19 protein-coding genes, 4 pseudogenes and 1 riboswitch are annotated in these 21,852 nt (G+C 42.3%); of the genes and pseudogenes, 6 read left to right on the top strand and 17 right to left on the bottom strand.

Going from position 1 to position 21,852, the window contains the following annotated elements; translation table 11 throughout:
- Positions 1-129 precede the first annotated feature (129 nt).
- Positions 130-2,403 carry an ATP-dependent Clp protease ATP-binding subunit gene (locus tag D8797_RS00110; RefSeq protein ID WP_125378816.1) on the top strand — a complete coding sequence of 758 codons (2,274 nt, stop codon included), beginning with the start codon at positions 130-132 and terminating at the stop codon, positions 2,401-2,403.
- 125 nt (positions 2,404-2,528) lie between these two features.
- Here D8797_RS00110 and D8797_RS00115 read toward each other — a convergent pair whose 3' ends face one another.
- The 8 genes from D8797_RS00115 to D8797_RS00150 form a co-directional block, all read right to left on the bottom strand.
- A complete protein-coding gene (locus tag D8797_RS00115; protein ID WP_125378817.1) occupies positions 2,529-4,583 on the bottom strand; it encodes a cation:proton antiporter in 2,055 nt (684 codons plus the stop codon).
- Between the two features lie 12 nt (positions 4,584-4,595).
- Complete coding sequence (locus D8797_RS00120) at positions 4,596-4,850, bottom strand: hypothetical protein (RefSeq protein ID WP_125378818.1); 255 nt, start codon at positions 4,848-4,850, stop codon at positions 4,596-4,598.
- Positions 4,843-5,445, bottom strand: coding sequence for a tRNA 5-(aminomethyl)-2-thiouridylate-methyltransferase MnmM (mnmM, locus tag D8797_RS00125; protein WP_125378819.1), 603 nt, complete (start codon positions 5,443-5,445; stop codon positions 4,843-4,845). Before mnmM ends, D8797_RS00120 begins: the two co-directional genes overlap by 8 nt.
- The gene (gene mnmL / locus D8797_RS00130) at positions 5,439-6,386 is read right to left on the bottom strand and encodes a tRNA modification radical SAM protein MnmL/YtqA (protein ID WP_125378820.1); all 948 of its coding nucleotides are present in this window, start codon (positions 6,384-6,386) and stop codon (positions 5,439-5,441) included. Before mnmL ends, mnmM begins: the two co-directional genes overlap by 7 nt.
- Before the next feature lie 62 nt (positions 6,387-6,448).
- Complete coding sequence (locus tag D8797_RS00135) at positions 6,449-6,748, bottom strand: MGMT family protein (protein ID WP_185780812.1); 300 nt, start codon at positions 6,746-6,748, stop codon at positions 6,449-6,451.
- A gap of 102 nt (positions 6,749-6,850) precedes the next feature.
- Entirely contained in the window at positions 6,851-7,501 is a 651-nt protein-coding gene (locus D8797_RS00140) for a phosphatase PAP2 family protein (RefSeq protein ID WP_125378822.1), read from the bottom strand.
- Positions 7,491-8,048, bottom strand: coding sequence for an ECF transporter S component (locus D8797_RS00145; RefSeq protein WP_048766230.1), 558 nt, complete (start codon positions 8,046-8,048; stop codon positions 7,491-7,493). Before D8797_RS00145 ends, D8797_RS00140 begins: the two co-directional genes overlap by 11 nt.
- A 144-nt stretch (positions 8,049-8,192) precedes the next feature.
- A riboswitch (FMN riboswitch) is annotated at positions 8,193-8,411 on the bottom strand.
- An 81-nt stretch (positions 8,412-8,492) separates the two neighbouring features.
- Positions 8,493-9,002: a tRNA (cytidine(34)-2'-O)-methyltransferase gene (locus D8797_RS00150; RefSeq protein WP_061910590.1), complete on the bottom strand. Its 510-nt coding sequence runs from the start codon at positions 9,000-9,002 to the stop codon at positions 8,493-8,495.
- 305 nt (positions 9,003-9,307) lie between these two features.
- Between D8797_RS00150 and trkA the strand changes: the two genes are divergently transcribed.
- Positions 9,308-10,657, top strand: a complete 1,350-nt coding sequence (gene trkA, locus D8797_RS00155) for a Trk system potassium transporter TrkA (RefSeq protein ID WP_125378823.1) — start codon at positions 9,308-9,310, stop codon at positions 10,655-10,657.
- A 4-nt stretch (positions 10,658-10,661) separates the two neighbouring features.
- Positions 10,662-12,101, top strand: a complete 1,440-nt coding sequence (locus tag D8797_RS00160) for a TrkH family potassium uptake protein (RefSeq protein WP_125378824.1) — start codon at positions 10,662-10,664, stop codon at positions 12,099-12,101.
- 48 nt (positions 12,102-12,149) lie between these two features.
- On the opposite strand, the pseudogene tnpA reads toward D8797_RS00160, so the two are convergent.
- Together tnpA and D8797_RS00170 are read right to left on the bottom strand one after the other, a co-directional pair.
- Positions 12,150-12,489: pseudogene (gene tnpA, locus D8797_RS00165) on the bottom strand (IS200/IS605 family transposase).
- Positions 12,490-12,698: 209 nt separating this feature from the next.
- Positions 12,699-12,941 (bottom strand): annotated as a pseudogene (locus D8797_RS00170) (hypothetical protein); the annotation flags it as partial.
- 126 nt (positions 12,942-13,067) lie between these two features.
- Between D8797_RS00170 and D8797_RS00175 the strand changes: the two are divergent.
- Positions 13,068-13,862 carry an ABC transporter ATP-binding protein gene (locus D8797_RS00175; protein ID WP_125378825.1) on the top strand — a complete coding sequence of 265 codons (795 nt, stop codon included), beginning with the start codon at positions 13,068-13,070 and terminating at the stop codon, positions 13,860-13,862.
- Between the two features lie 50 nt (positions 13,863-13,912).
- Positions 13,913-14,119, top strand: a pseudogene (locus D8797_RS00180) (hypothetical protein); the annotation flags it as partial.
- Between the two features lie 274 nt (positions 14,120-14,393).
- Here the strand turns inward: D8797_RS00180 and D8797_RS00185 are convergent.
- The 5 genes and pseudogenes from D8797_RS00185 to D8797_RS00205 form a co-directional block, all read right to left on the bottom strand.
- Entirely contained in the window at positions 14,394-15,170 is a 777-nt protein-coding gene (locus tag D8797_RS00185; protein ID WP_125378827.1) for an ABC transporter permease, read from the bottom strand.
- Positions 15,157-16,110 (bottom strand): ABC transporter ATP-binding protein, encoded by a 954-nt coding sequence (locus D8797_RS00190; protein ID WP_125378828.1) that lies wholly within the window; start codon positions 16,108-16,110, stop codon positions 15,157-15,159. Before D8797_RS00190 ends, D8797_RS00185 begins: the two co-directional genes overlap by 14 nt.
- Complete coding sequence (locus D8797_RS00195) at positions 16,110-16,706, bottom strand: TetR/AcrR family transcriptional regulator (protein WP_125378829.1); 597 nt, start codon at positions 16,704-16,706, stop codon at positions 16,110-16,112. The genes D8797_RS00190 and D8797_RS00195 overlap by 1 nt, the downstream gene beginning before the upstream one ends.
- Positions 16,707-16,945: 239 nt before the next feature.
- Positions 16,946-17,056: pseudogene (locus D8797_RS00200) on the bottom strand (SAM-dependent methyltransferase); the annotation flags it as partial.
- A 98-nt stretch (positions 17,057-17,154) separates the two neighbouring features.
- The gene (locus D8797_RS00205; protein WP_061422435.1) at positions 17,155-18,768 is read right to left on the bottom strand and encodes a ribonuclease Y; all 1,614 of its coding nucleotides are present in this window, start codon (positions 18,766-18,768) and stop codon (positions 17,155-17,157) included.
- A 277-nt stretch (positions 18,769-19,045) separates the two neighbouring features.
- Between D8797_RS00205 and D8797_RS00215 the strand changes: the two genes are divergently transcribed.
- Positions 19,046-19,528, top strand: coding sequence for an S-ribosylhomocysteine lyase (locus D8797_RS00215; RefSeq protein ID WP_125378831.1), 483 nt, complete (start codon positions 19,046-19,048; stop codon positions 19,526-19,528).
- A gap of 87 nt (positions 19,529-19,615) precedes the next feature.
- Here D8797_RS00215 and D8797_RS00220 read toward each other — a convergent pair whose 3' ends face one another.
- The gene (locus D8797_RS00220; protein ID WP_125378832.1) at positions 19,616-20,305 is read right to left on the bottom strand and encodes a response regulator transcription factor; all 690 of its coding nucleotides are present in this window, start codon (positions 20,303-20,305) and stop codon (positions 19,616-19,618) included.
- A gap of 9 nt (positions 20,306-20,314) precedes the next feature.
- Positions 20,315-21,739 carry an NADP-dependent phosphogluconate dehydrogenase gene (gnd, locus tag D8797_RS00225; RefSeq protein ID WP_125378833.1) on the bottom strand — a complete coding sequence of 475 codons (1,425 nt, stop codon included), beginning with the start codon at positions 21,737-21,739 and terminating at the stop codon, positions 20,315-20,317.
- Positions 21,740-21,852 lie beyond the last annotated feature (113 nt).

The raw sequence follows: 21,852 nt of genomic DNA on the forward strand, positions 1-21,852 counted from the left end.
GTCTCAGGGAGGATTTTGTAGTAAATTCTTGCATTGTGTAAGAATACTGATATAATGAAACTATAATACTTTGACTATTTTTGACCATTTAAAAATAGGTGGATCTACGGCCAAAGAAAGAGGTAGAATATGCTTTGTCAAAATTGTAAAATCAATGAATCAACCATCCATCTCTATACAAATGTAAACGGAAATAAGCAGCAGATTGACCTTTGTCAAAACTGCTATCAAATCATGAAGACAGACCCTAACAATAGCCTTTTCCGAGGACTGACTCAGGCTAACAACCAAGGAATTGATCCTATTGATGATTTCTTTAACAGTCTTGGTAATTTTCAACAACCCCAAGAACCAAATCCAAATATCCCGCCAACTCAATCTGGAGGAGGCTACGGTGACGGTGGCTATGGTGGCAATTCCAATCATGGAGGCGGAGCACGCCAACAGGCTCCGCAAAAGCCAAAAGGTCTCCTAGAAGAGTTTGGTATCAATGTGACTGAGATCGCCCGTAAAGGAGAAATTGACCCTGTCATTGGTCGGGACGAAGAGATTACTCGTGTCATTGAAATCCTCAACCGCCGCACCAAGAACAATCCTGTTCTCATAGGAGAGCCAGGAGTCGGAAAAACAGCCGTGGTGGAAGGCTTGGCCCAGAAAATTGTGGATGGGGATGTACCTCACAAACTCCAAGGCAAGGAAGTTATCCGCCTAGACGTTGTCAGCCTAGTACAAGGGACTGGTATCCGTGGTCAATTTGAGGAGAGAATGCAGAAGCTCATGGACGAGATTCGCTCACGTCAAGATGTCATTCTCTTCATTGATGAAATCCATGAAATTGTCGGAGCGGGTTCTGCTGGCGATGGCAATATGGACGCTGGAAATATCCTAAAACCAGCTCTGGCTCGTGGTGAACTCCAAATGGTTGGGGCTACTACCCTCAATGAATACCGTATCATTGAGAAAGATGCAGCCCTCGAGCGCCGCATGCAGCCGGTCAAAGTAGACGAGCCGACAGTAGAGGAAACGATTACCATCCTCAAAGGGATTCAGAAAAAATACGAAGACTACCATCATGTCAAGTACACAGACGCGGCCATTGAAGCTGCGGCACTTCTCTCCAACCGCTACATCCAAGACCGCTTCCTGCCAGACAAGGCTATCGACCTCTTGGATGAGGCTGGCTCTAAGATGAATCTGACCCTCAACTTTGTTGATCCTAAAGTCATTGACCAACGTCTGATTGAGGCCGAAAACCTCAAGGCTCAGGCAACCCGTGACGAAGACTTTGAAAAAGCAGCTTACTTCCGCGATCAGATTGCCAAATACAAGGAACTCCAGAAGACAAGCGTGCTAGATAACGATATTCCAATTATCAGCGAGAAAACCATTGAGCATATCGTGGAGCAAAAAACCAATATTCCAGTCGGCGATCTCAAAGAAAAAGAACAGTCTCAACTAGTCAATCTTGCCAGCGATTTAAAGGCTCATGTCATCGGACAAGACGATGCCGTGGATAAGATTGCCAAGGCCATCCGCCGCAATCGGGTCGGACTAGGAAGTCCTAATCGCCCAATCGGCAGCTTCCTCTTTGTCGGACCAACTGGTGTCGGTAAGACTGAGCTGTCTAAGCAACTAGCCATTGAGCTCTTTGGCTCGGCTGACAGCATGATTCGCTTTGATATGAGTGAATACATGGAGAAACACAGCGTGGCCAAACTGGTCGGTGCCCCTCCGGGCTATGTCGGCTATGATGAAGCTGGTCAGTTGACTGAGCGTGTCCGTCGCAATCCATACTCACTCATTCTGCTGGATGAGATAGAAAAGGCCCATCCCGATGTTATGCACATGTTCCTGCAGGTTCTAGATGATGGCCGCCTGACCGATGGTCAGGGTCGGACTGTCAGCTTCAAGGATACCATTATCATCATGACATCCAATGCTGGAACTGGCAAAGCTGAAGCCAGCGTTGGCTTTGGAGCAGCGCGTGAAGGTCGTACCAACTCCGTCTTGGATGAATTGGGCAACTTCTTCAGTCCTGAGTTCATGAACCGCTTTGACGGCATTATCGAATTCAAGCCACTCAGCAAGGACAATCTGCTGCAGATCGTCAACCTTATGCTAGACGATGTTAATCAACGTTTGGCAACCAATGACATTCATCTGGATGTTACGGAGAAAGTCAAAGAAAAATTGGTTGATCTGGGCTACGATCCGAAAATGGGCGCTCGCCCACTGCGCCGCACCATTCAGGATCATATCGAAGATGCTATTACTGACTTCTATCTGGAAAATCCAAGCGAAAAGGAACTCAAAGCTATCATGACCAGCAATGGCAAGATTCTCATCAAGTCAGCCAAAAAGGCTGAAGCAGAAAAAACTAAGCTGGATGAAAGCCAAAGCTAACTGACTTTAACTCTGCGTCTTGATAAACTTTTTAAAACAAAGCAAAAAGAGAACGGATAAAGTATTCCGTTCTCTTTTTGAATTCTATTTAATTTTTAGTGGAGCTCACTGGATAGCCTTATCTTCTAGCGCTCTCTAGCGTAATTAACCATGTCGTAGGGCAGGGTATTGGCTCTTTCTTTCAGTGAGTAATTTTCTAAATTATTGACATTTTGGCGCAGGCGTTTAGCATAGCTACTTGAGATCAATTTCTTTTTCTCGTATTCAAAGATAATTTTTCTCTCTAGGTAGTAACCCCAGATCATTTCTGAGATGTTATTGGGCTTGAATCGCGCAATAACACGCTCGACGAAGGCACCACTACCGATGATCTCCGTTTCCCTTAGTCGAGATTCCTGCAAAAAAGTAATTAGAGAAGGCTTATAGATGCCCTTTAGATGTTCCAAACTTTCGATAATGACTTCGGTATTGGACAGATAAAGCTCTGCTATATCCTCCATATCCTCAGCAGTTAGATGCTTAGCTCCACCTTGCCTCCAAGAGCGCCATCTAGCACCAAGTGTGACGATTTCATGGAGCAACATGCGCAATACGCGCAGTGTAACGAGAAACATATAGGTAAAACGAGAAACTAAGTTTCGATTGATGCCCTGCTCGATATTATGTAGGTAACGCTGATAAAGGTGATAGCTACGGTCGCTGATTTTTCCTTCCTCAAAAGCCTGCTCCAAGCCATCATTTTCGATACTCAAAATCAATAATTTCAGAGCCGCCAAGTCTCGCTGAGTGGCCTTGTCTTCCTGTTCAAGGATTAGGTTTTCGATACGACCATGGTAATTGTCAATAGCCGCATAGAGAGGGGCCTTAGCCTTGGTTTGCTTGAGGCCTGCTTCTAGCTCACTCACCACTTCATTTAAAATAGCAATGTGCATCAGGTGCTCATTTTCCTCTTCTCTTTCCTCAGACAGATGAGGAAGTGTGAGTAGCCCCGTCAGAAAGCTAAGAAAGGTCACACCTGCTACCAAAAAAAGTAACAAAGGATGATCTTGCTCCAACTGACTCGGAATCAAAAGAATAGTCGCAATGGAGACAGTTCCTTTGACACCTGAAAAGGTCAGCAGCAGCATTTCCTTCAGGTAGTTTCCAACATTCTTGTGCAATCTTCTGATTCGAATGAAGTAAAAAGTGAACAACATGACAAACCGAAGGGCAAAGAGTAGGAAAGTCAGAAGGACAATGCTCATGAGTAGCAAGAGATTATCGTAAATCGGGCTCTTTAAGATTGGCTCTGCAATCATCTCCAGTTCGATCCCTAAAATGATAAAGACAGAGCCATTGAGCATAAAGTTCACTGTATTCCAGATGGTTTCTGTAACCGAATCCACCTGGGCTTCCAGAAGCGTTATCCGCTTGAAGCGGCTAGCCTTAAAGATACCTGCAACGACCACTGCGATAATCCCTGAAACATGGATTTCCTCTGCTAAAAAGAAGGTAACCAAGGGTAGGCTCAGCTCCAGCAAGAGCTCACTAGCAATATCTGATACTTGGGCACTCATCAACAGTTTATGCAACCAGCGATTAAGAGCTGCGCTGACCATCCCGACGGCAAAACCACCGATAATGGAAAGAACTAAGGAAATACTAGCTTTTCCTAGGGAAAAACTTCCTGTAGTCCAGGCCAAAAGAGCCACACGAAAAGCAACCAGACCAGAAGCATCATTGAGCAAGCCTTCTCCTTTTAGGATATTTTCCACCCGCTTGGGGAAGGAAAAACGTTCTGATAGGGAAGCAAAGGCAACCAAGTCTGTTGGACCCAAAGCGGCTCCTACGGCAAGGCAGGCAGCCAAGGGCAAGGCCCCCCAGAGAAGATGAGCCAGATAGCCCAAACCAAGCGTTGAAATAAAGATAACTGGAAAAATCAAATACAAAATGATTCGCCAGTGCTTGAGAATACTGGTAATATTACTTTCCTCAGCCTCCCGAAAGAGCAAGGGCCCGATAACCAAGGCCAAAAACAGCTCTGTATCCAAGTGAAATTTCTCCTGAGGAAGGAGAAAACCAAGCGAAATTCCCAGCACAATTTGCACTAGAGGTAAAGGAAGCTGGGGCAGCAAGCGGTTGGTCACATTCGATACAACCAACAGGAGTAGAAAAACAATCGTGTAGAGAAGGATTTCCACTTTGAACCTCCTTTATCTTTGCTGGCAGCACTCTTTAAACAATTCTTTTTGCGCTGAAATCTTTTGATCAATTTTGGATAGGTCGCGGTGCTCAATCATCTTTTGGCAGCGCTCCATTTCTAAATTCACCAATTTTTTCTTGATTCGCAGCATTTTTTTATTCATTTTGGCCTCGTCCAAAAGACCAACAGTCGTTTCTTCATTGGCAGATTCGACGTATTTGTTTCGTAAGCCAGCTAATTTTTCATGCAAATATTGTTTATCCATTTTTCTCCAAATGATTCCCCAGAAAGTTTTTAGCAACTTTGGAATCCTTATTTTCTTTTAATTTCTCAATCATAACCAAAAAAGGCGGATTGTTAATCTGATTGATGGTCTTGTAGAGGGCAACAGTGAAGTCCTGCTGAGGCAGCTGACTGACAAAGTCCAGCACCGCATCTTTTTCAATTTCGCCACCTTCATGCCCATAGTAAATCATGATAGCTGCACGACCGCCTTTTACTAAACCTTGGCAGACCTTTTCCAAAGCCTCCAGCGTCGTAGCGGGTCGGGTAATGACAGACTTGTCCGCCGAAGGCAAGTAGCCAAGATTAAAAATAGCAGCCTTGAAATGGTCCGTGTATTGGTCCAGACTCTCATGCCCAGACAAGATTAGCTGAACATTGTCCAAGCCAGCTTCTGACAAGCGCTGGCGGGTCTTTTCCACAGCCTGCTCCTGAATGTCAAAAGCATAGACCTGCTTGGCCAATTGAGCCAGAAAAAGGGTGTCATGCCCATTCCCCATCGTAGCATCCACTACGGTATCTTCCTTGGTCACGACTTCAGCTAAAAAGGCATGGGCCATCTGTAAGGGTCTTAACATACGAATCTCTGCTCCTTTGCTTTACAGCCTTGCTTGCTGCCACGACGACGCATTTCTGCCTCAATGGCATTGAGAACTTCCCATTTATTGAGGCTCCACATAGGGCCAATCAACATATCTCGCGGGGCGTCGCCAGTGATGCGGTGGATGACGATATGCTCGGGGATAATCTCCAGTTGGTCGCAGACGATAGAGACATACTCCTCCTGACTGAGCAGCTGCAGCCGCCCTTCGTGAAAATCCCGCTGCATACGGGTATTGGTCATTAAGTGGAGTAGGTGAAGCTTGATCCCCTGAATGTCATTGTCCGTCACACAGCGACGGACATTCTCCAGCATCATCTCATGGGTTTCCCCCGGCAGACCATTGATCAAGTGAGAGACAATCTCCGCCTTGGGAGCCAGCTTACGGACTCGCTGGACCGTCTCCACATAGAGCTCATAAGAATGGGCACGATTGATGAGGTCCGAGGTTTCCTCATAGGTAGTCTGAAGGCCCAGCTCTACAGTCACATGCATACGCTCAGACAGGTCAGCCAAGTAGGCAATGGTCTCATCAGGCAAACAGTCCGGTCGAGTCCCGATATTGAGTCCAACGACACCTGGCTCGTTGATGGCTTGTTCATAGCGCTCACGGATTACTTCAAGCTTCTCATGGGTATTGGTGAAATTCTGGAAATAAACCAGATACTTACGAACATCAGGCCACTTGCGGTGCATAAAGTCAATTTCCTTATAGAACTGCTCGCGAATGGGCGCGTCTGGTGCCACAATGGCATCACCAGAACCCGAAACGGTACAGAAGGTACAGCCTCCACGCGCCACCGTACCATCCCGATTGGGACAGTCAAAGCCCGCATCAATGGGTACCTTAAAAGTTTTTTCTCCAAAAAGTTTTCGATAATAATCATTCAAAGCATTGTAAGATTTCATACCTTTCATTCTACCACAAAAAAGGGATAGATAGAAACAAACATTCCCTCTTTCACAAGGAAAGAAGGAAATCACCGCTCCCACTGATAACACTTGAGGTCTACACAGCCATTGGCCTTCAAGTCCACTCCCTCTGCCCAAAGCAAGTGTCTCTGGTCTTCCCAGCCGGGTGCGAGGCGCCCTGACGCATTGACCACCCGATGGCAGGGATGCTTGCCGCCATAAAGCTCCGACTGACTGAGGATCTTTCCCACCAAGCGGGCATTTTTTGGCCGATCAATTAAACAAGCAATCTGACCATAGGTTGCCACGCGCCCAGCAGGAATCTCATCTACAAGAGCTAAAACCAACTTGATGACTTCTGGATTCAAAACAGACAACCTCCTCTTCACCTCACTTGCTCCTATCTTAAAAGAAGAAGCCTCCTTTGTCAAGATAAAAAGGCCGGCAAAGCCAACCTTTCTCATCTCTATTTATTTCTGCTTTCCCCTGAAGCGCCATTGAAAACGCAGCTTGTCATAAAAGGGAAATTCTATATTGAGAATGGCAAAGCCCAGCAAGGCTCCTCCGATCACATCTGTCGGATAGTGCACGCCCAGATAGACTCTGGATGCCATAATGGTCAAGATAAAGAGCAAGAGCAAGCCCTGTACCAGACGCTTGATTTGTTGATTCTGCATCCGTTGCTGGACAATGATAATCAAGGTGCCTATCACAATAGCTGTCGCCATAGAATGACCACTTGGGAAAGAATAGCCACCCTCTTCAACCAAATGCAAAATGCTAGGTCGGCTTCTTTGGTAAACGACCTTAATCAGCTTAATCAAAATCCCATGTAAGACCAGATTTCCAGCTAGCAAGGCAGCTTCGAGCTTCCATTTTTTATAAATGAAAAATAGGACAAAGGCAGAAACCCAGATAATAATCCCTAGCGGGTCAATGAAACTAGTAACCAGTTTGAAAAATGTCGTCAAAGCTGTGGGCAAGTCACCTCGTAGCCAAGTCTGAATCGGGCTATCAAAGGCAACCAGCTGCTCTGGATAAAACTTGACCATGTAGCCTAGTATGACGAAAAGTAAAAGGGCAAAAGAGCCCTTTGTTAGATAAGATTGTTTATTTTTCATAGCGTTTTAGAACGGGCGTCAAAAGCGTGTAAATCAGCCAGAAAGCCACCGCCCAGATTACTCCTTCTAATAGGTTAAAGGGAACAATCATGGTCAGTAGATACTTACTTACACCAATGATCTGACCGATATCAAAGTTTGCAAAACGAGCATAAAGCGGAATGGCATAAAAAGCATTCAGCGCCAGCATACTTGCAGTCAAGGAAAGAATTCCTAGGAATGATGCAAGCAGATAGCTCATCAAATCTCTCTTCTTTTCCCAGAAAAGAGCAAAGAAGATGACATAGACCAGAATCGCCACAATATTGATTGGCAAACCGATCAAGGTTTCCACTCCATGACCATTTAAGGACAATTTTAAAACAGAGCGGATGAGCAGAACTGCTACAGAACTCTTAAAATCCAAGAGAACCAAGGCTAATAAAATCGGAATAATCGAAAAATCCAACTTTAGAAACTCGGCTACCAAAGGGATTTGATAGAACATGAGCAGGAATGATAGTGCAGATAGAGCCGCAACTATCGCCATTTTGCGCGTATTTGTCATAACAGGTTCCTCCAATTTATAAAAATTAGAGAAGCTGGAAGGCTGCTAACACAAGGCCCGAAAAATCCTTTCAGAATTTATAAGAGTATATAAAATACCCCTTAAAATAAAATTAAAACGACCAACCGGCCAGGCAATAACGCCTTTCGTCTTCTCCCATCCAGACTATACTGTCGGTTGTGGAATCGCACCACATCAGCTTTCGCTCGCGGACTTATTTGGCTAAGATATTTTAGATTTATCTAGGCGTCGCAGTCGAAGATAATACTTAAAGTATATCGCGACAAGACAACGACGAGAAAGCTAAAATAGCTAGTCAAATTTACCGCCGGTCGGGAATTTCACCCTGCCCTGAAGACACTCTTATCATAACAAAAAAAGCCTGCCAGAGCAAGCTTTTTGATTGATGTAATCAATAGTATTTTAACTTAAGTATTTTTCATTTCATTTCAACTTATCCGCTTCGTATTCGTGCACCAAGTCCAGTCCTGCAAAGTTCTGTTGTCGTAGGGCTTCATAGACAATCATGCAGACCGTATTAGAGACATTCAGGCTGCGGACATGCTGGTCATTCATGGGAATGCGCAAGGCCTTTTCTGGATGCTGGCGCATAAATTCCTCAGGCAAGCCTTTATCTTCACGACCAAACATGAAATAGTGCGGCCCTTCGGCTGCAAAATTCTCCTCCGAGTAGACCTTCTCAGCAAACTTGGATATCAGATAGAGCCGTCCGTCCATCCGCTTCATAAAGTCATCCAGACTCTCATAGAAGCTAATATCCAGCTTATCCCAATAGTCCAGCCCTGCCCGCTTCATCTTACGATCGTCAATAGGAAAGCCCATGGGCTTTATGATATGGAGGGGAGAATTGGTCGCTGCACAAGTACGAGCAATATTGCCTGTATTCTGCGGAATTTGTGGTTCAAAAAGGACGATATGATTTTGCTGTGACATGATTTTTTCCTGATTTTCATTAGAATAAAAAAATAGCCACACTGCCCGGAGTCAAGCTCAGCAAACAGCGTGGTTAAGGCATCATTAACTTACATCACAACAGGTTTGATGTAAATCAATGAGGGTACCTTCCTAGTATATCATTTTCTTCCGACAAGTCAATAAAAATGACTTCAAAAAGTGAGATTTTTGTAGGATTTCTTTTGAAACAGCTTACTATTCTGTAAAAAACGACTTTATTGAGATTTATAGATGAAATTTTATATAAAAAAAGGTATTATAGATACATATTTGGGAGGAATAATATGAAAATTATCGTCGTCGGAAGCGGGAAAGTCGGAGCCGCCCTTTGTCGCTCGCTCGTTGCTGAAAAGCATGATGTCGTTTTAATTGAACAAAATGAAGCTGTTCTAAATCATATTACAAAACGTTACGATATTATGGGCATCGTTGGAAATGGTGCGAATTTTAAAATCTTGGAGCAGGCAGATGTTGCCCACTGCGATATCTTTATTGCCATGACTGAGCAGGATGAGGTTAACATGGTTTCAGCCGTTCTCGCAAAGAAAATGGGGGCCAAAGAAACCATTGTCCGTGTGAGAAATCCTGAATACTCAAATGCTTATTTTAAAGAAAAAAATATTCTAGGCTTCTCTCTGATGGTCAACCCTGAACTCCTCGCTGCTCGTTATATTGCCAATATTATTGATTTTCCTAACGCTCTGTCATTGGAGCATTTCGCCAATGGTCGAGTGACCTTGATGGAGTTTAAAATCAAGCCAGAAAGTCATCTCTGCCAAATGAATCTCTCGCAATTTAGGAAGCACTTCCCTCACGTTATCATCTGTGCTATTGAGAGAGAAGGAAAACTCAGCATTCCAGATGGTGATTTCACCTTGCAGCCATCTGATAAAATCTTCCTGACTGGAAATCGTTCAGAAATTGTCCGCTTCCACAATAAAATCCGACCAAGAGTCATCAAGAGCCTCATGATTATTGGGGCAGGTAAGATTGCCTATTATCTCTTAAACATTCTCAAAAATAGCAAGATTGAGCTCAAGGTCGTCGAGATCAATCGCCAGCGTGCAGAGTTCTTCAGCCAAGAATTCCCTGAGCTCTACGTGGTCAATGGAGACGGTACAGCCAAAGATATTCTACTCGAGGAAAGAGCTGCGCATTACGATGCAATAGCTACTTTGACAGGCGTCGATGAAGAAAATATCATCACCTCAATGTTCCTCAATAATCTTGGCGTTCAAAAAAACATTACCAAGATCAACCGGACAAGTCTCCTCGATATTATCGACAATCAAGACTTCGCAAGTATTGTCACGCCAAAAGGAATCGCAGTTGATACCATTATGCACTTCATCCGCGGGCGGAATAACGCGCAATTCTCCAGCCTAGAAGCCTTGCACCATGTAGCAAATGGCCAAATTGAAACACTCCAATTTCAGATCAACGAAGGAAATAAAATGATCGAACAGCCTCTTTCTCAGCTCAAGTTAAGGAGCGGGGTGCTGATTGCTGCTATCATTCGTCAAGGTGTAGCCATCTTCCCAAGTGGAGATGACTATTTGGAAGTCGGAGATAAGATCATCGTGACAACCTTGATTCAAAACATCGATAAGATTTACGATTTGTTAGAGAGGTAGCCCCATGAATAGATCTATGATTCGCTTTCTCCTCTCCAAACTCCTGCTAATCGAAGCAGCCCTCTTGTTGGTTCCAACAATCGTTGCCCTGATCTACCATGAAGATCTTGAAGTCTTCCTTTCGATCGGCGCGACAATGATTATTTTAGTGATTTTGGGTGGATTAGGTTCAGCCTTTAAGCCTAAGGATGCCCACATTTACACCAAGGAAGGGGTCCTGATTGTTGCCCTTTGCTGGATTCTCTGGTCCTTCTTTGGCGCTCTGCCTTTTGTCTTTTCTGGCCAAATTCCTAATCTGATTGATGCTTTCTTTGAAGTCAGCTCTGGCTTTACCACTACTGGTGCTACGATTTTAAATGATGTATCTGTCCTTTCCCACTCCCTCCTCTTTTGGCGTAGTTTTACCCACTTGATCGGAGGAATGGGGGTGCTGGTCTTTGCCTTAGCTATCATGGACAATGCCAAAAATGGCCACTTAGAGGTTATGAAAGCAGAGGTTCCTGGACCAGTTTTTGGCAAGGTTGTGTCGAAACTAAGAAACACTGCCCAGATTCTTTATATTATCTATCTAGCGCTCTTTGCACTTTTTACTTTTCTTTATTTCCTAGCTGGCATGCCACTGTTTGATAGTATCGTCATCGCAATGGGAACGGCTGGTACGGGAGGCTTCACTGTCTTTAACGACGGAATTGCCCACTACAATAGTTCTCTAATCACCTACCTTGTCAGCTTCGGCGTTCTGACCTTTGGGGTAAACTTCAATCTCTACTATTATCTCTTGATTCGAAGATTTAAGGCCTGTTTTCATGACGAGGAGTTGAAAGGCTATCTCTGGATTGTCCTCACTGCCACTATTTTGATTAGCTTCAATGTTCTCCATATTTACGGGGAATTTGCTAAAAGCTTAGAAATTTCATTTTTCCAAGTTTCCAACATCATTACTACGACAGGATTCGGCTATGGAGATACCGTAAAGTGGCCCCTCTTCTCACAAGTCATTCTGCTGCTGCTCATGTGTCTAGGTGGTTCTGCTGGCTCCACTGCTGGCGGTTTCAAAGTGATCCGTGCCATTATCATCGGTCGCATCGCTAAAAACCAAATCCTTTCCACGCTTTCGCCAAACCGCGTTCTAACCATGCATATCAACGGCGCTGTTTTGGATAAAGATACCCAGCACAAGGTTCTCAAATATTTGGCTGTTTATATTTTGATTATCGCAGCTTTGATTTTCATCATCAGTCTGGACAATAACAATCTAATGACTGTTACCAGTGCTGTCATCAGCTGTTTCAATAATATCGGACCAATGATTGGGACAACCGAGACCTTCTCTATCTATAGCCCATTTTCTAAATTTCTCCTCTCTCTTGCCATGATTGCAGGACGTTTAGAGATCTATCCTATCCTGCTTCTATTCCTACCAAGAACCTGGTCTAATAGATAGCAGGAAAATAGCTATCGTTACTTAACTAATGCCCGTAACAACGGGCTTTTATCTTGTTCTAAAACCACCATCTAAGAACGCTTTGACACTTAACCTTTCAAGGACAAGGTTATTTTTTCCCAATCCCGAATATATTTGGCAGCTGCCTTTCCGTTTAGGCCAACGGTACTTACATATTTATCAAATATCCTGTGAAATCAAAAATCAAAAGTTTTGGAAGGATCAAGACAAGTATGTGAACATGATCTGGCATCATCTGTCCCTCAATAATTTCCACACCTTTGTATTGACATAAATGACGAAAAATCTCAATGAGATCTCGTCTTATTTTGTAGTAAATGATTTTTCTGCGATACTTGGGGGTAAAGATGATAGGATATTTGCACATCCATTTGGTATGTGATAAACTGTGACTGATTTTAGCCAATTCTTTTTCCTCCTTTGTCTTACCTGAACAAGTAGATTCTACCAGGAAAAAGAAATGAAAGCTCAAAGCCTTGGCAGCCACCAGCTTAGCTGATGTTTTTCTTGTTTTTATCGTAGAGAAAAACTGGCTTGAAGACATAATGAAATAAGACGGAAGCCCCTTCTTCCGTCTTATTTCTGATCTCGAGAATCTGGAATCAATCGATTCCCAAACTCTTCCTTCTTCTTCTGCTGCTGGATTTCCTTGTGATTATCATAGTGATTAACCAAGAACTTAGCGATTTATTTGAGGATAGAATAAGTCGGGATTGCCACAATCATCCCTAGAATGACATATATATCAATGTATAAGAGCAAGAGTACCATAATGGTAATAGGATCGACCTTCATCACACCGCCAATGATAAGGGGATAAAAGAAGATCATCGTTAGCAAAAGGACCACATCAGCTTACTTTTATAAAGCATCTGCCTCCTCCTATCAGTTATTTCTCATAAATTTTGTTATAATAAAGGAGTTTTAACGAAAGAGAGAGTAAAAATGGAAAAAATTATCAAACTGGAAAATGTAAGCTTGTCTAAACAAGGCCGAACCATCTTAAGAAATCTCAACTGGCAGGTGAAAAAGGGAGAGCATTGGGCCATTCTCGGTCTCAACGGCTCAGGAAAATCTACTCTCCTGCGCTTGCTTATGGCTGAACATTGGAAGACTCAGGGCAAGGTGACGGTTCTCGGTACGGAATTTGGTGCTGGAGACATTCCTCAGCTGCGAACTAATATTGGAGTAGTTGGCTCCTTCATTGCTGAGCGCCTGCCCAGCCATCTCACTGCTGAAGAAATCGTCCTGACAGGAAAGTATAAAAGCAGTATTCTCTATGCTCCTTACGGACAAGAAGAACTGGACCAAGCTAGGGAAATGCTGGCTTCCCTTGGCGGGCAAGATTTGATTGGCCGAAGCTACATCAGTCTGTCTCAAGGGGAAAAGCAGCTCTTGCTGATTGCGCGCAGTCTCATGGAAAAGCCAGAACTACTTATCCTAGACGAAGCGACCAGTGGTCTGGATCTCTTTGCCCGCGAGCGCCTGCTGGATCAGATTGGTAAGATTACACAGATGGACCAAGCTCCAACCATCCTTTATGTCACCCACCATGTAGAGGAAATCACTGCTGCTATGGATCATGTCCTGCTCCTAAAAGAAGGAGAAATCACAGCCCAAGGTCCTAAAGAAGACATTCTTCAAAAAGAGGTCATGGATCGATTTTATCCTCAGCCAGTCGAGCTGATCGAGCTGGGAGAAGACCGTTATTTCATCAAGGTGGAGAACAGGCCCTCATGAAGCAATTTTCTAACACCATCTTTAATCTGGGCTAGTTTCTGATTCTGAGCATGACTGCGATTGCCTTGCTTGACCTGTCTGGGCAGAGTCTGCTGTCCTACACTTACATCCCTTTAAGGATTGCTGAAGGGGTCCAATTCGTCAGTAATCCTTGGTATTTCTACCCTATCCTCCTGTTCTCTCTCCTCAGCCTCTTTTTAATCCAGCCCCTGTTGGAAAAGGTTCAGACCAAGTATTTTTTTCGGATTTTGTCCCTCACCTGACTAATACTATGACAACGGGATTTTACCTTGTGCTAAAACTACCATCTGAGAACGATTTGACTCTTAGCTTTTCAAGGACAAGGTTGTTTTTTCCCAATCACGTATATTAGAAACTATCTTTTCATTTAGGCCAACGATACTCACATAGTCTCCTCTCGCCCAAAACTCTCGATTATCATAATATAACCCCTCTTGTTCTTCAATCTGAACAGGAGGGGTTGTTTTGAATAGCTTAGTTTTGTGTTATTAGCATTTTCATCACTTCATTTTAATCGTAATCAGCGTACCTCCACCAAGCTATTGTTGCGATAAGACCTAGAATACTGACCCCAAATAAACTGACAATGCTCCCAAAATTCAATAGTGCTTTTCCTGCAATACCACTTGCGAGTGCAGGAATCGCCCATGGAATGTATTTCCCAAAGTTAAGAGCAGAACCAAGCTGAGAAAAAATAATAGTAAAAATGATAAATGCCAATGGAGACAAATATCCCCGGCCTAAACAAGCAAAAAAGGCCACTGGAGTAGAGAGTACGATCGTAAGAGTAGTACAAAAAACAAAAGTAAGTATACCTTTGAAAATCACCGTTAAGCTCCCACCCTCAAGTCCAATCAGATTGCCAGCTAATAATCCTAATAAAAGAGCAAAAATTGATAGAATATAGCTCCACAAAGCGATAACGATAAACTTGGATAATACGATTGTATCTCTTTTTATCGGGAGCGCTAATAGGTCTATCATCGTTTTATCAGAATATTCTCTACCAAAAACCCAAGATGCTGTAAATCCAAAAATGAGCAATCCTCCAACAGAAATGACTTGTGATGCAGTTATTAAGTACGACGACCAGTCTGTTATCCTCATCATTTCCATTTTTGCAGAAATCAAACCAAGATTTTTGAAATTCTCTGGATATTTCATCATACTTGCAAACAACCCAACAATAAAAGGAACTAAACAGATAGAACAAGCAGTTACGATGGAAAGTTTTGATTTTATTAACTTTTTCCATTCAATTAAAATACAGGAACTAAGCTTTTTCATTCGAAATACCTCCACTATAGTCATTCAGTATTCTTAAAAAATAATGCTCCAAATCTTCTTTTTCAACAGCCAGCGATTTGGGTGGATACCCTGCATGGACTAGCAATGTAGCAACATCTTCCGGGCATTCCACAGATTTTGTATCAATTAGTTCTAAGAAATTGATATTATTTTCTGTGTCTGATTGAATGTTTACATGATAGCCCTGGTTAGATAATACTTCTTTCATAGCCTTATTATTAGAACCACTTACTAGTAACTTCTTTTCTAAGTACTGCTCTAATTCATTGCTTTCAACTTCTCTTATAAGTCTGCCCTCATGTATAATGACTATTCTAGTAGCAATTTTAGATATTTCCTCTAGATTATGACTTGAAATAAGAACAGTTGTACCCAGATTATTCGCCAATTCCTTTAATAATTCTCTCACTTCAATAACTCCAAAAGGGTCTAATCCATTTGTTGGCTCATCAAGAATTAGGATTTTAGGTTTATGGATAATCGCTTTTGCAATTCCTAAACGCGCAACATTTCCTAAAGAAAGATGCTTCTCCTGTTTATGTTCATATTGCTTTAGTTTTAATTTTTTAATTACCCAGTCAATATTATCTTTATCAACTCCTCTTAATTTACTAACGATTTCTAAATTTTCTCTCACCGTTAAATCCGGATAAGAATAAGGCGTCTCAATAATATAACCTATTTCGTTTCGAAGTTCTAAATTATTCAGATCTAACTTTTTTCCTTGAATATAACACTCTCCTGATGTAGATTTTATCAATCCTAGCATCATTCTCATCGTTGTTGTTTTACCCGCACCATTCAGTCCTAAAAAACCTACTATTTCACCAGGTTTTATTGAAAGATTCAAGTTGTCGACAACATTTTTTGTTCCATATCTTTTAGAAAGATTTGCGGTTCTAATTGCTTCTTTCACCATTACCTATCCTCCTTAGTAATTTGTTCCACAACTCCTTGTATGACTAACTTCAATATAGTATCAAATTGTTTTTCACCGATTTCCTCGATGTGTAATATAGTCATAGCAATCGTTCTAAATAAAGCAGAGACGATTTCTACCGATACATTTTCTATAATGTTGATTCGGGATACAATTTCTTTAACCATCCTATCATCTACCAGATGATGATTTGTTATCGCCTCTTTTGGTAATTTTCTTATGAGTAATTCCATTTCATTATTTTTAAATATGGTATACATAAATGAGTATCGAAAATCTTGATAAAAATCATAAAGTAACTCTACCAGACGATTTGTATCTATCTTGGTTTCCATACCTAATTGTTCTGTCAGACGATTCATAACATCTATTTGATATTCTTCTAAGACCGCAAAAAATAACATTTCTTTTGAGGAATAAAAATTATAAAAAGAACCTTTGGAAATATCTACCATGGCTGCCATTTGGTCAACTGTGGTTTTCTTAACCCCATATCTTTGCAGACATTCCCTTGCAACTTTATGTAATTTCTTTCTAATAACTTCTTTTTCTTCAGTAGTAAAAGCAGTAGCCATAACTTCCTCCTAAAAACGCTATGACGTTTTTTGTTTTTTCAGTCATAGATTATCATATATACTGAAAAATGTCAAAAGTCTTATATCTTCTTTGTAAGAAAATATAAAGCTTTAAATTAACAAACACCTTAATTCTCTTCTTTTAGAGCTAATTATTTGATTTGCACGATTTAAAAAATAAGGATACAGTACTGCAAGCTCCTATTATCTGGCTTTTCTCTCTATATCCTTATTGTGTCTCAAGCTCCTTCTCTCAATTTCTCAATCATGATCAAGAAAGGCGAGTTGTTAATCTGATTGATGATCTTGTAGAGGGCAACAGTGAAATCCTGCTGAGGCAGGTAACTAAGATTAGCTGAGCATTGTTCAAGCCAGCTTCTGCCAAACGCTGACAGTTTACTACTTCATTTAAAACAAATAAAACGATTGAGACAATGTCTCAATCGTTTTATTTAGCATAATCAACTGCTCGCATTTCGCGAATAACTGTGACCTTGATATTTCCTGGATATTCCAAGTTGTTTTCAATCTTTTCACGCACGTCATGCGCCAAGATTGTAATCTTATCATCCTTGATTTTCTCTGGACTGACCATGATTCGGATTTCACGACCTGCCTGAAGGGCAAAGCTTGTCTTAACCCCTTCAAAACTGTTCGCAATTTCTTCCAAATCTTGCAATCGCTTGATGTAGCTTTCCAGCGATTCACTGCGAGCTCCTGGACGAGCTGCACTTAGGGCATCAGCTGCTGCAACGATGACTGCAATAACGCTCTCAGGTTCCACATCTCCGTGGTGGCTAGCAATCGTATTGATAACAACCGGATGCTCCTTATACTTGCGAGCTAACTCAGTTCCAATTTCTACGTGGCTGCCTTCTACTTCTCTATCGATGGCCTTACCAATATCATGGAGGAAACCAGCACGACGAGCCAAGTTAACATTTTCACCCAACTCTCCAGCAATAACTCCAGCCAGTTTGGCAACCTCAATCGAGTGACGGAGAACATTTTGCCCGTAAGAAGTACGGAACTGCAAGCGACCCATAATTTTCATCAAATCAGGATGCAAGTTTGGTGCTCCAATTTCATAAGCTGCGGCTTCACCATACTCTCGAATACGGTTATCAATCTCTAAGCGATTCTTTTCGACCAATTCCTCGATACGAGCCGGATGAATCCGACCATCCTTGAGAAGAGCTTCCATAGTCATCCGAGCAATCTCACGGCGAACTGGATCGAAACCTGAAAGAGTAACTACTTCAGGCGTATCATCAATGATAACATCAATCCCTGTCAAGCTTTCAAAGGTTCGAATATTGCGACCTTCACGTCCGATAATCCGTCCCTTCATGCTGTCATCAGGAAGATGAACCGTTGAATTGGTCTGCTCAGCCACATAGTCACCAGCAATCCGCTGCATAGCTTGAACCAAGATATCCTTTGCTACCTTGTCCGAACGCTCTTTGATATCCTGCTCTGCTTCCCGAATACGAGTTGCAATCTCCTTGGACAGCTTGTCCTCGGTCTTGGTCAAGATAATCTCACGCGCTTCCGTCTGAGTCAAGGACGCTACCCGCTCAAGCTCAGCTTCTTTTTGCTTCTCTAGCTCAGCTACTTGTGCTTCACGCGCATCAATGTGTTTAGCTTTATCAGTCAGACTTTGTTCTTTATGCTCCAAAGTCTTTTCCTTGTTGGTTAAATTATCATCTTTGCGGTCAAGACTACTTGCGCGCTCTGTTAAGCGGCTTTCAATTTGTTTTAACTCTTGACGCTCAGACTTAAATTCTGCATCAACCTCTTCACGATATTTTCTGGCTTCTTCTTTTGCCTCCAAAAGTGCTTCTTTTTTAAGCGAACTGGTTTCGCGCATCGCTTCTTTGACAATCAAATCCGCTTCGCGTTCTGCCTGACCGCGTAAATTGGTTGCTTCTTGTTCAGCATTTAAAAGAGTAAGTTCCGCGGCTTCTTTAGATGCTTTCATCTTAACCGCGATTCCTACATACCCAATCACTAAACCAATGATGGCAGCAAAAACAAAAGCAGCTATCGTATATAAGCCCATGTTTTTACTCCAAATCTATTTAATTATTGAATTCAAAATTCCTTATTATTCTATCATAAATAGCAAAAATTCACAAATCAATTTTTTGAAAAAGAAGGCCGTTTTTTGCCTATTATTGGGCGAAAAGGCGCTAAATCAAAGAATTTAATATATAAAATTTTTTTATTTCCTAACTCTTATTTTTTTATGCTATAATCAAAAGGAAGTGTTTGAAATGTCGCTTTTGAAACCTGATCTCATTTTCAGGTTCCAATTTTAAAATTTTAAAGGAGAAATCATGTCTAAAGAAGTTATCGTTGAAAGTTTTGAGCTTGACCATACAATCGTAAAAGCACCCTATGTTCGTCTCATTGGCGAGGAAACTGGTCCCAAAGGAGATATTATCTCTAACTTTGATATTCGCTTGGTTCAGCCAAATGAAGACGCTATTCCGACGGCTGGCCTGCATACCATCGAGCATTTACTAGCTATGCTCATTCGCAAGCGGATTGACGGTATGATTGACTGCTCACCTTTCGGTTGCCGCACAGGCTTCCATATGATTATGTGGGGACAGCACTCAGCAACCGAGATTGCCCAAGTCATCAAATCTTGCTTAGAAGAAATCGCTGAGACGACTACTTGGGAGGATGTCCCTGGCACTACTATCGAATCCTGTGGCAATTACAAGGATCATAGCCTTTTTTCTGCCAAAGAATGGGCGAAACTCATTCTCAGCCAAGGAATCTCTGACAATGCTTTTGAGCGCCATGTCCTCTAAGCAGAGGGATTTTAATCTTCTAGGATTTTATTATTTGCGCTAAAAATTAACCCGCCCTTCTGGAGACAGAGGGCGGGTTTGTTCTTATTATTCCTGCATAGCATAGCCGATACCACGGACAGTTTTGATATAGCTGGTCTGCCCAGCAACGTCAATCTTACTCCGTAGGTAACGAATATAGACATCTACTACATTAGTCTCAGTGGCACCTTCATACTTCCAGACACGTTCTAGAAGCTGCTCGCGGCTCATGACCTTTTGGTTGCTCATCAGCGTCACTAGTAGATCATATTCCCGTCGTGTCAAGGCAATCACTTCCTCTCCACGATAGACGATATGATTTTTCAAATCAACTCGTAGATTGCGGTAAGCAGTCGGTGTTTTTAGCTTGCTACAATGCTGGTCGATAAAGTCCCGACCTCGAAAGATATCGGATACTTTCTCAACCAAATCACTGATAATAAAAGGTTTGACGGTATAGGAAACAGCAAAGCGCTGAATCTCATCTGCATGTTCTTTGATTTCTTCACGGCTGGCTAAGACGATAATGACTGAAGCCGGCTTGAACAAACTCAGTTGCCTAGCAAACTCACTAGCGGTCATATCCTGCAGGTCATAATTAAGCAAAAATAGATCATAGTCATTTTCTTTAGCTAGTGCCAAACCTTGACTTCCTGTCTCAACCACATCCAAAAGAAATGCTTCCTTTTGCAGTTCCAAAGTCACAAATCGTGCAAGATTCTTTTCATTTTCTACTAATAAAATTCGCTTTGCCATAGGCCTATCCTATTTTTCGTCATACCAAGAGTAGTGGAAGGTTCCTTCTTTGTCTTTACGTTGATAGGTGTGAGCACCGAAGTAGTCACGTTGTGCTTGGATCAAGTTAGCTGGAAGATCCGCTGAACGGTAGCTATCAAAGTAAGTGATGGCTGCTGAGAAGGTTGGTACTGGTACACCTGCTTGAACAGCAAGAGCTACGATATCACGTACTGCTTGTTGGTACTTAGCAGTAACATCCAAGAAGTATTCATCCAAAAGAAGGTTAGCAAGATCTGCATCGCGGTTGTAAGCATCTGTGATCTTTTGCAAGAAACGTGAACGGATGATACAGCCATCGCGCCAGATAGATGCGATATCTGCAAACGGCAAGTTCCAGTTGTTTTCTTTAGAAGCTACACGCAATTGGGCAAAACCTTGTGCGTATGAGATGATTTTTGAGAAGTAAAGAGCTTGACGAATCTTTTCGATCAACTCGGCCTTGTCACCTTCAAATTTGAAAGTAGCTGGTTTTGGAAGCACCTTGCTAGCATGTACACGCTCTTCTTTGTATGTAGAGATGTAACGCGCAAATACTGACTCAGTGATAAGTGACAATGGCACACCAAGGTCAAGTGCTGATTGGCTAGTCCATTTACCAGTTCCTTTGTTTCCTGCAGCATCGAGGATGTAGTCTACGATTGGCCCATCTTGGCCTTCATCGTCTTTACGGCTCAAGATATCAGCTGTGATTTCGATCAAGTAGCTGTCCAATTCACCCTTGTTCCACTCAGTGAAGATTTCAGCCATGTCTTCTGCAGAGAGACCGAGCAAGTGTTGCATGAGGTCGTAGCTTTCTGCGATCAATTGCATGTCACCATACTCGATACCGTTGTGGACCATTTTTACATAGTGACCAGCTCCATCAGGACCGATGTATGTCACACATGGTTTGCCATCTTCAGGGGCTTTAGCTGAGATTTCTTCGAGAACATCCGCAACCAATTCGTAGGCTTCTTTTTGGCCACCAGGCATGATAGAAGGACCTTCAAGGGCACCTTTTTCACCACCAGAAACACCAGTTCCGATAAAGTTGATACCTGAGTTTGCCAATTCTTCGTTACGACGGATTGTATCTTTGTAGAAAGTGTTTCCTCCGTCGATCAAGATATCGCCCTTGTCAAGGTGTGGAAGAAGAGCTTGGATAGTTGCATCTGTACCAGGTCCAGCTTGAACCATGAGCATGATACGGCGAGGTTTTTCGATAGATTGAACGAAAGACTCTACATCGTAGCTAGGTACAAATTTCTTTTCTGGATGGCAAGCAATCACGTCTTCTGTTTTTTCTTTGCTACGGTTGTAAATGGCAACTGTATAACCACGAGATTCGATATTTAGGGCAAGGTTACGACCCATTACGGCCATACCTACGACACCAAAGTTAGCTTTTGTCATTTTCTACTCCTATAATCTTAGTTGTTTAATCTGTTATATTTTAACATTTTTACATGGTAATGAAAAGTATTTAGCTGATAGAAATGCTTTTCTGATGGATGATAAACAAACAG

The organism is Streptococcus cristatus (genome assembly GCF_003944225.1).
Lineage (GTDB): Bacteria > Bacillota > Bacilli > Lactobacillales > Streptococcaceae > Streptococcus > Streptococcus cristatus_K.

Bases quoted from the DNA above. Each gene is read 5' to 3' on its own strand.
- D8797_RS00110 (WP_125378816.1), top strand. From the start codon at position 130: ATGCTTTGTCAAAATTGTAAAATCAATGAATCAACCATCCATCTCTAT.
- D8797_RS00120 (WP_125378818.1), bottom strand. From the start codon at position 4,850: ATGGATAAACAATATTTGCATGAAAAATTAGCTGGCTTACGAAACAAA.
- mnmM (WP_125378819.1), bottom strand. From the start codon at position 5,445: ATGTTAAGACCCTTACAGATGGCCCATGCCTTTTTAGCTGAAGTCGTG.
- mnmL (WP_125378820.1), bottom strand. From the start codon at position 6,386: ATGAAAGGTATGAAATCTTACAATGCTTTGAATGATTATTATCGAAAA.
- D8797_RS00140 (WP_125378822.1), bottom strand. From the start codon at position 7,501: ATGAAAAATAAACAATCTTATCTAACAAAGGGCTCTTTTGCCCTTTTA.
- D8797_RS00145 (WP_048766230.1), bottom strand. From the start codon at position 8,048: ATGACAAATACGCGCAAAATGGCGATAGTTGCGGCTCTATCTGCACTA.
- D8797_RS00150 (WP_061910590.1), bottom strand. From the start codon at position 9,002: ATGTCACAGCAAAATCATATCGTCCTTTTTGAACCACAAATTCCGCAG.
- trkA (WP_125378823.1), top strand. From the start codon at position 9,308: ATGAAAATTATCGTCGTCGGAAGCGGGAAAGTCGGAGCCGCCCTTTGT.
- D8797_RS00160 (WP_125378824.1), top strand. From the start codon at position 10,662: ATGAATAGATCTATGATTCGCTTTCTCCTCTCCAAACTCCTGCTAATC.
- D8797_RS00175 (WP_125378825.1), top strand. From the start codon at position 13,068: ATGGAAAAAATTATCAAACTGGAAAATGTAAGCTTGTCTAAACAAGGC.
- D8797_RS00185 (WP_125378827.1), bottom strand. From the start codon at position 15,170: ATGAAAAAGCTTAGTTCCTGTATTTTAATTGAATGGAAAAAGTTAATA.
- D8797_RS00190 (WP_125378828.1), bottom strand. From the start codon at position 16,110: ATGGTGAAAGAAGCAATTAGAACCGCAAATCTTTCTAAAAGATATGGA.
- D8797_RS00195 (WP_125378829.1), bottom strand. From the start codon at position 16,706: ATGGCTACTGCTTTTACTACTGAAGAAAAAGAAGTTATTAGAAAGAAA.
- D8797_RS00205 (WP_061422435.1), bottom strand. From the start codon at position 18,768: ATGGGCTTATATACGATAGCTGCTTTTGTTTTTGCTGCCATCATTGGT.
- D8797_RS00215 (WP_125378831.1), top strand. From the start codon at position 19,046: ATGTCTAAAGAAGTTATCGTTGAAAGTTTTGAGCTTGACCATACAATC.
- D8797_RS00220 (WP_125378832.1), bottom strand. From the start codon at position 20,305: ATGGCAAAGCGAATTTTATTAGTAGAAAATGAAAAGAATCTTGCACGA.
- gnd (WP_125378833.1), bottom strand. From the start codon at position 21,739: ATGACAAAAGCTAACTTTGGTGTCGTAGGTATGGCCGTAATGGGTCGT.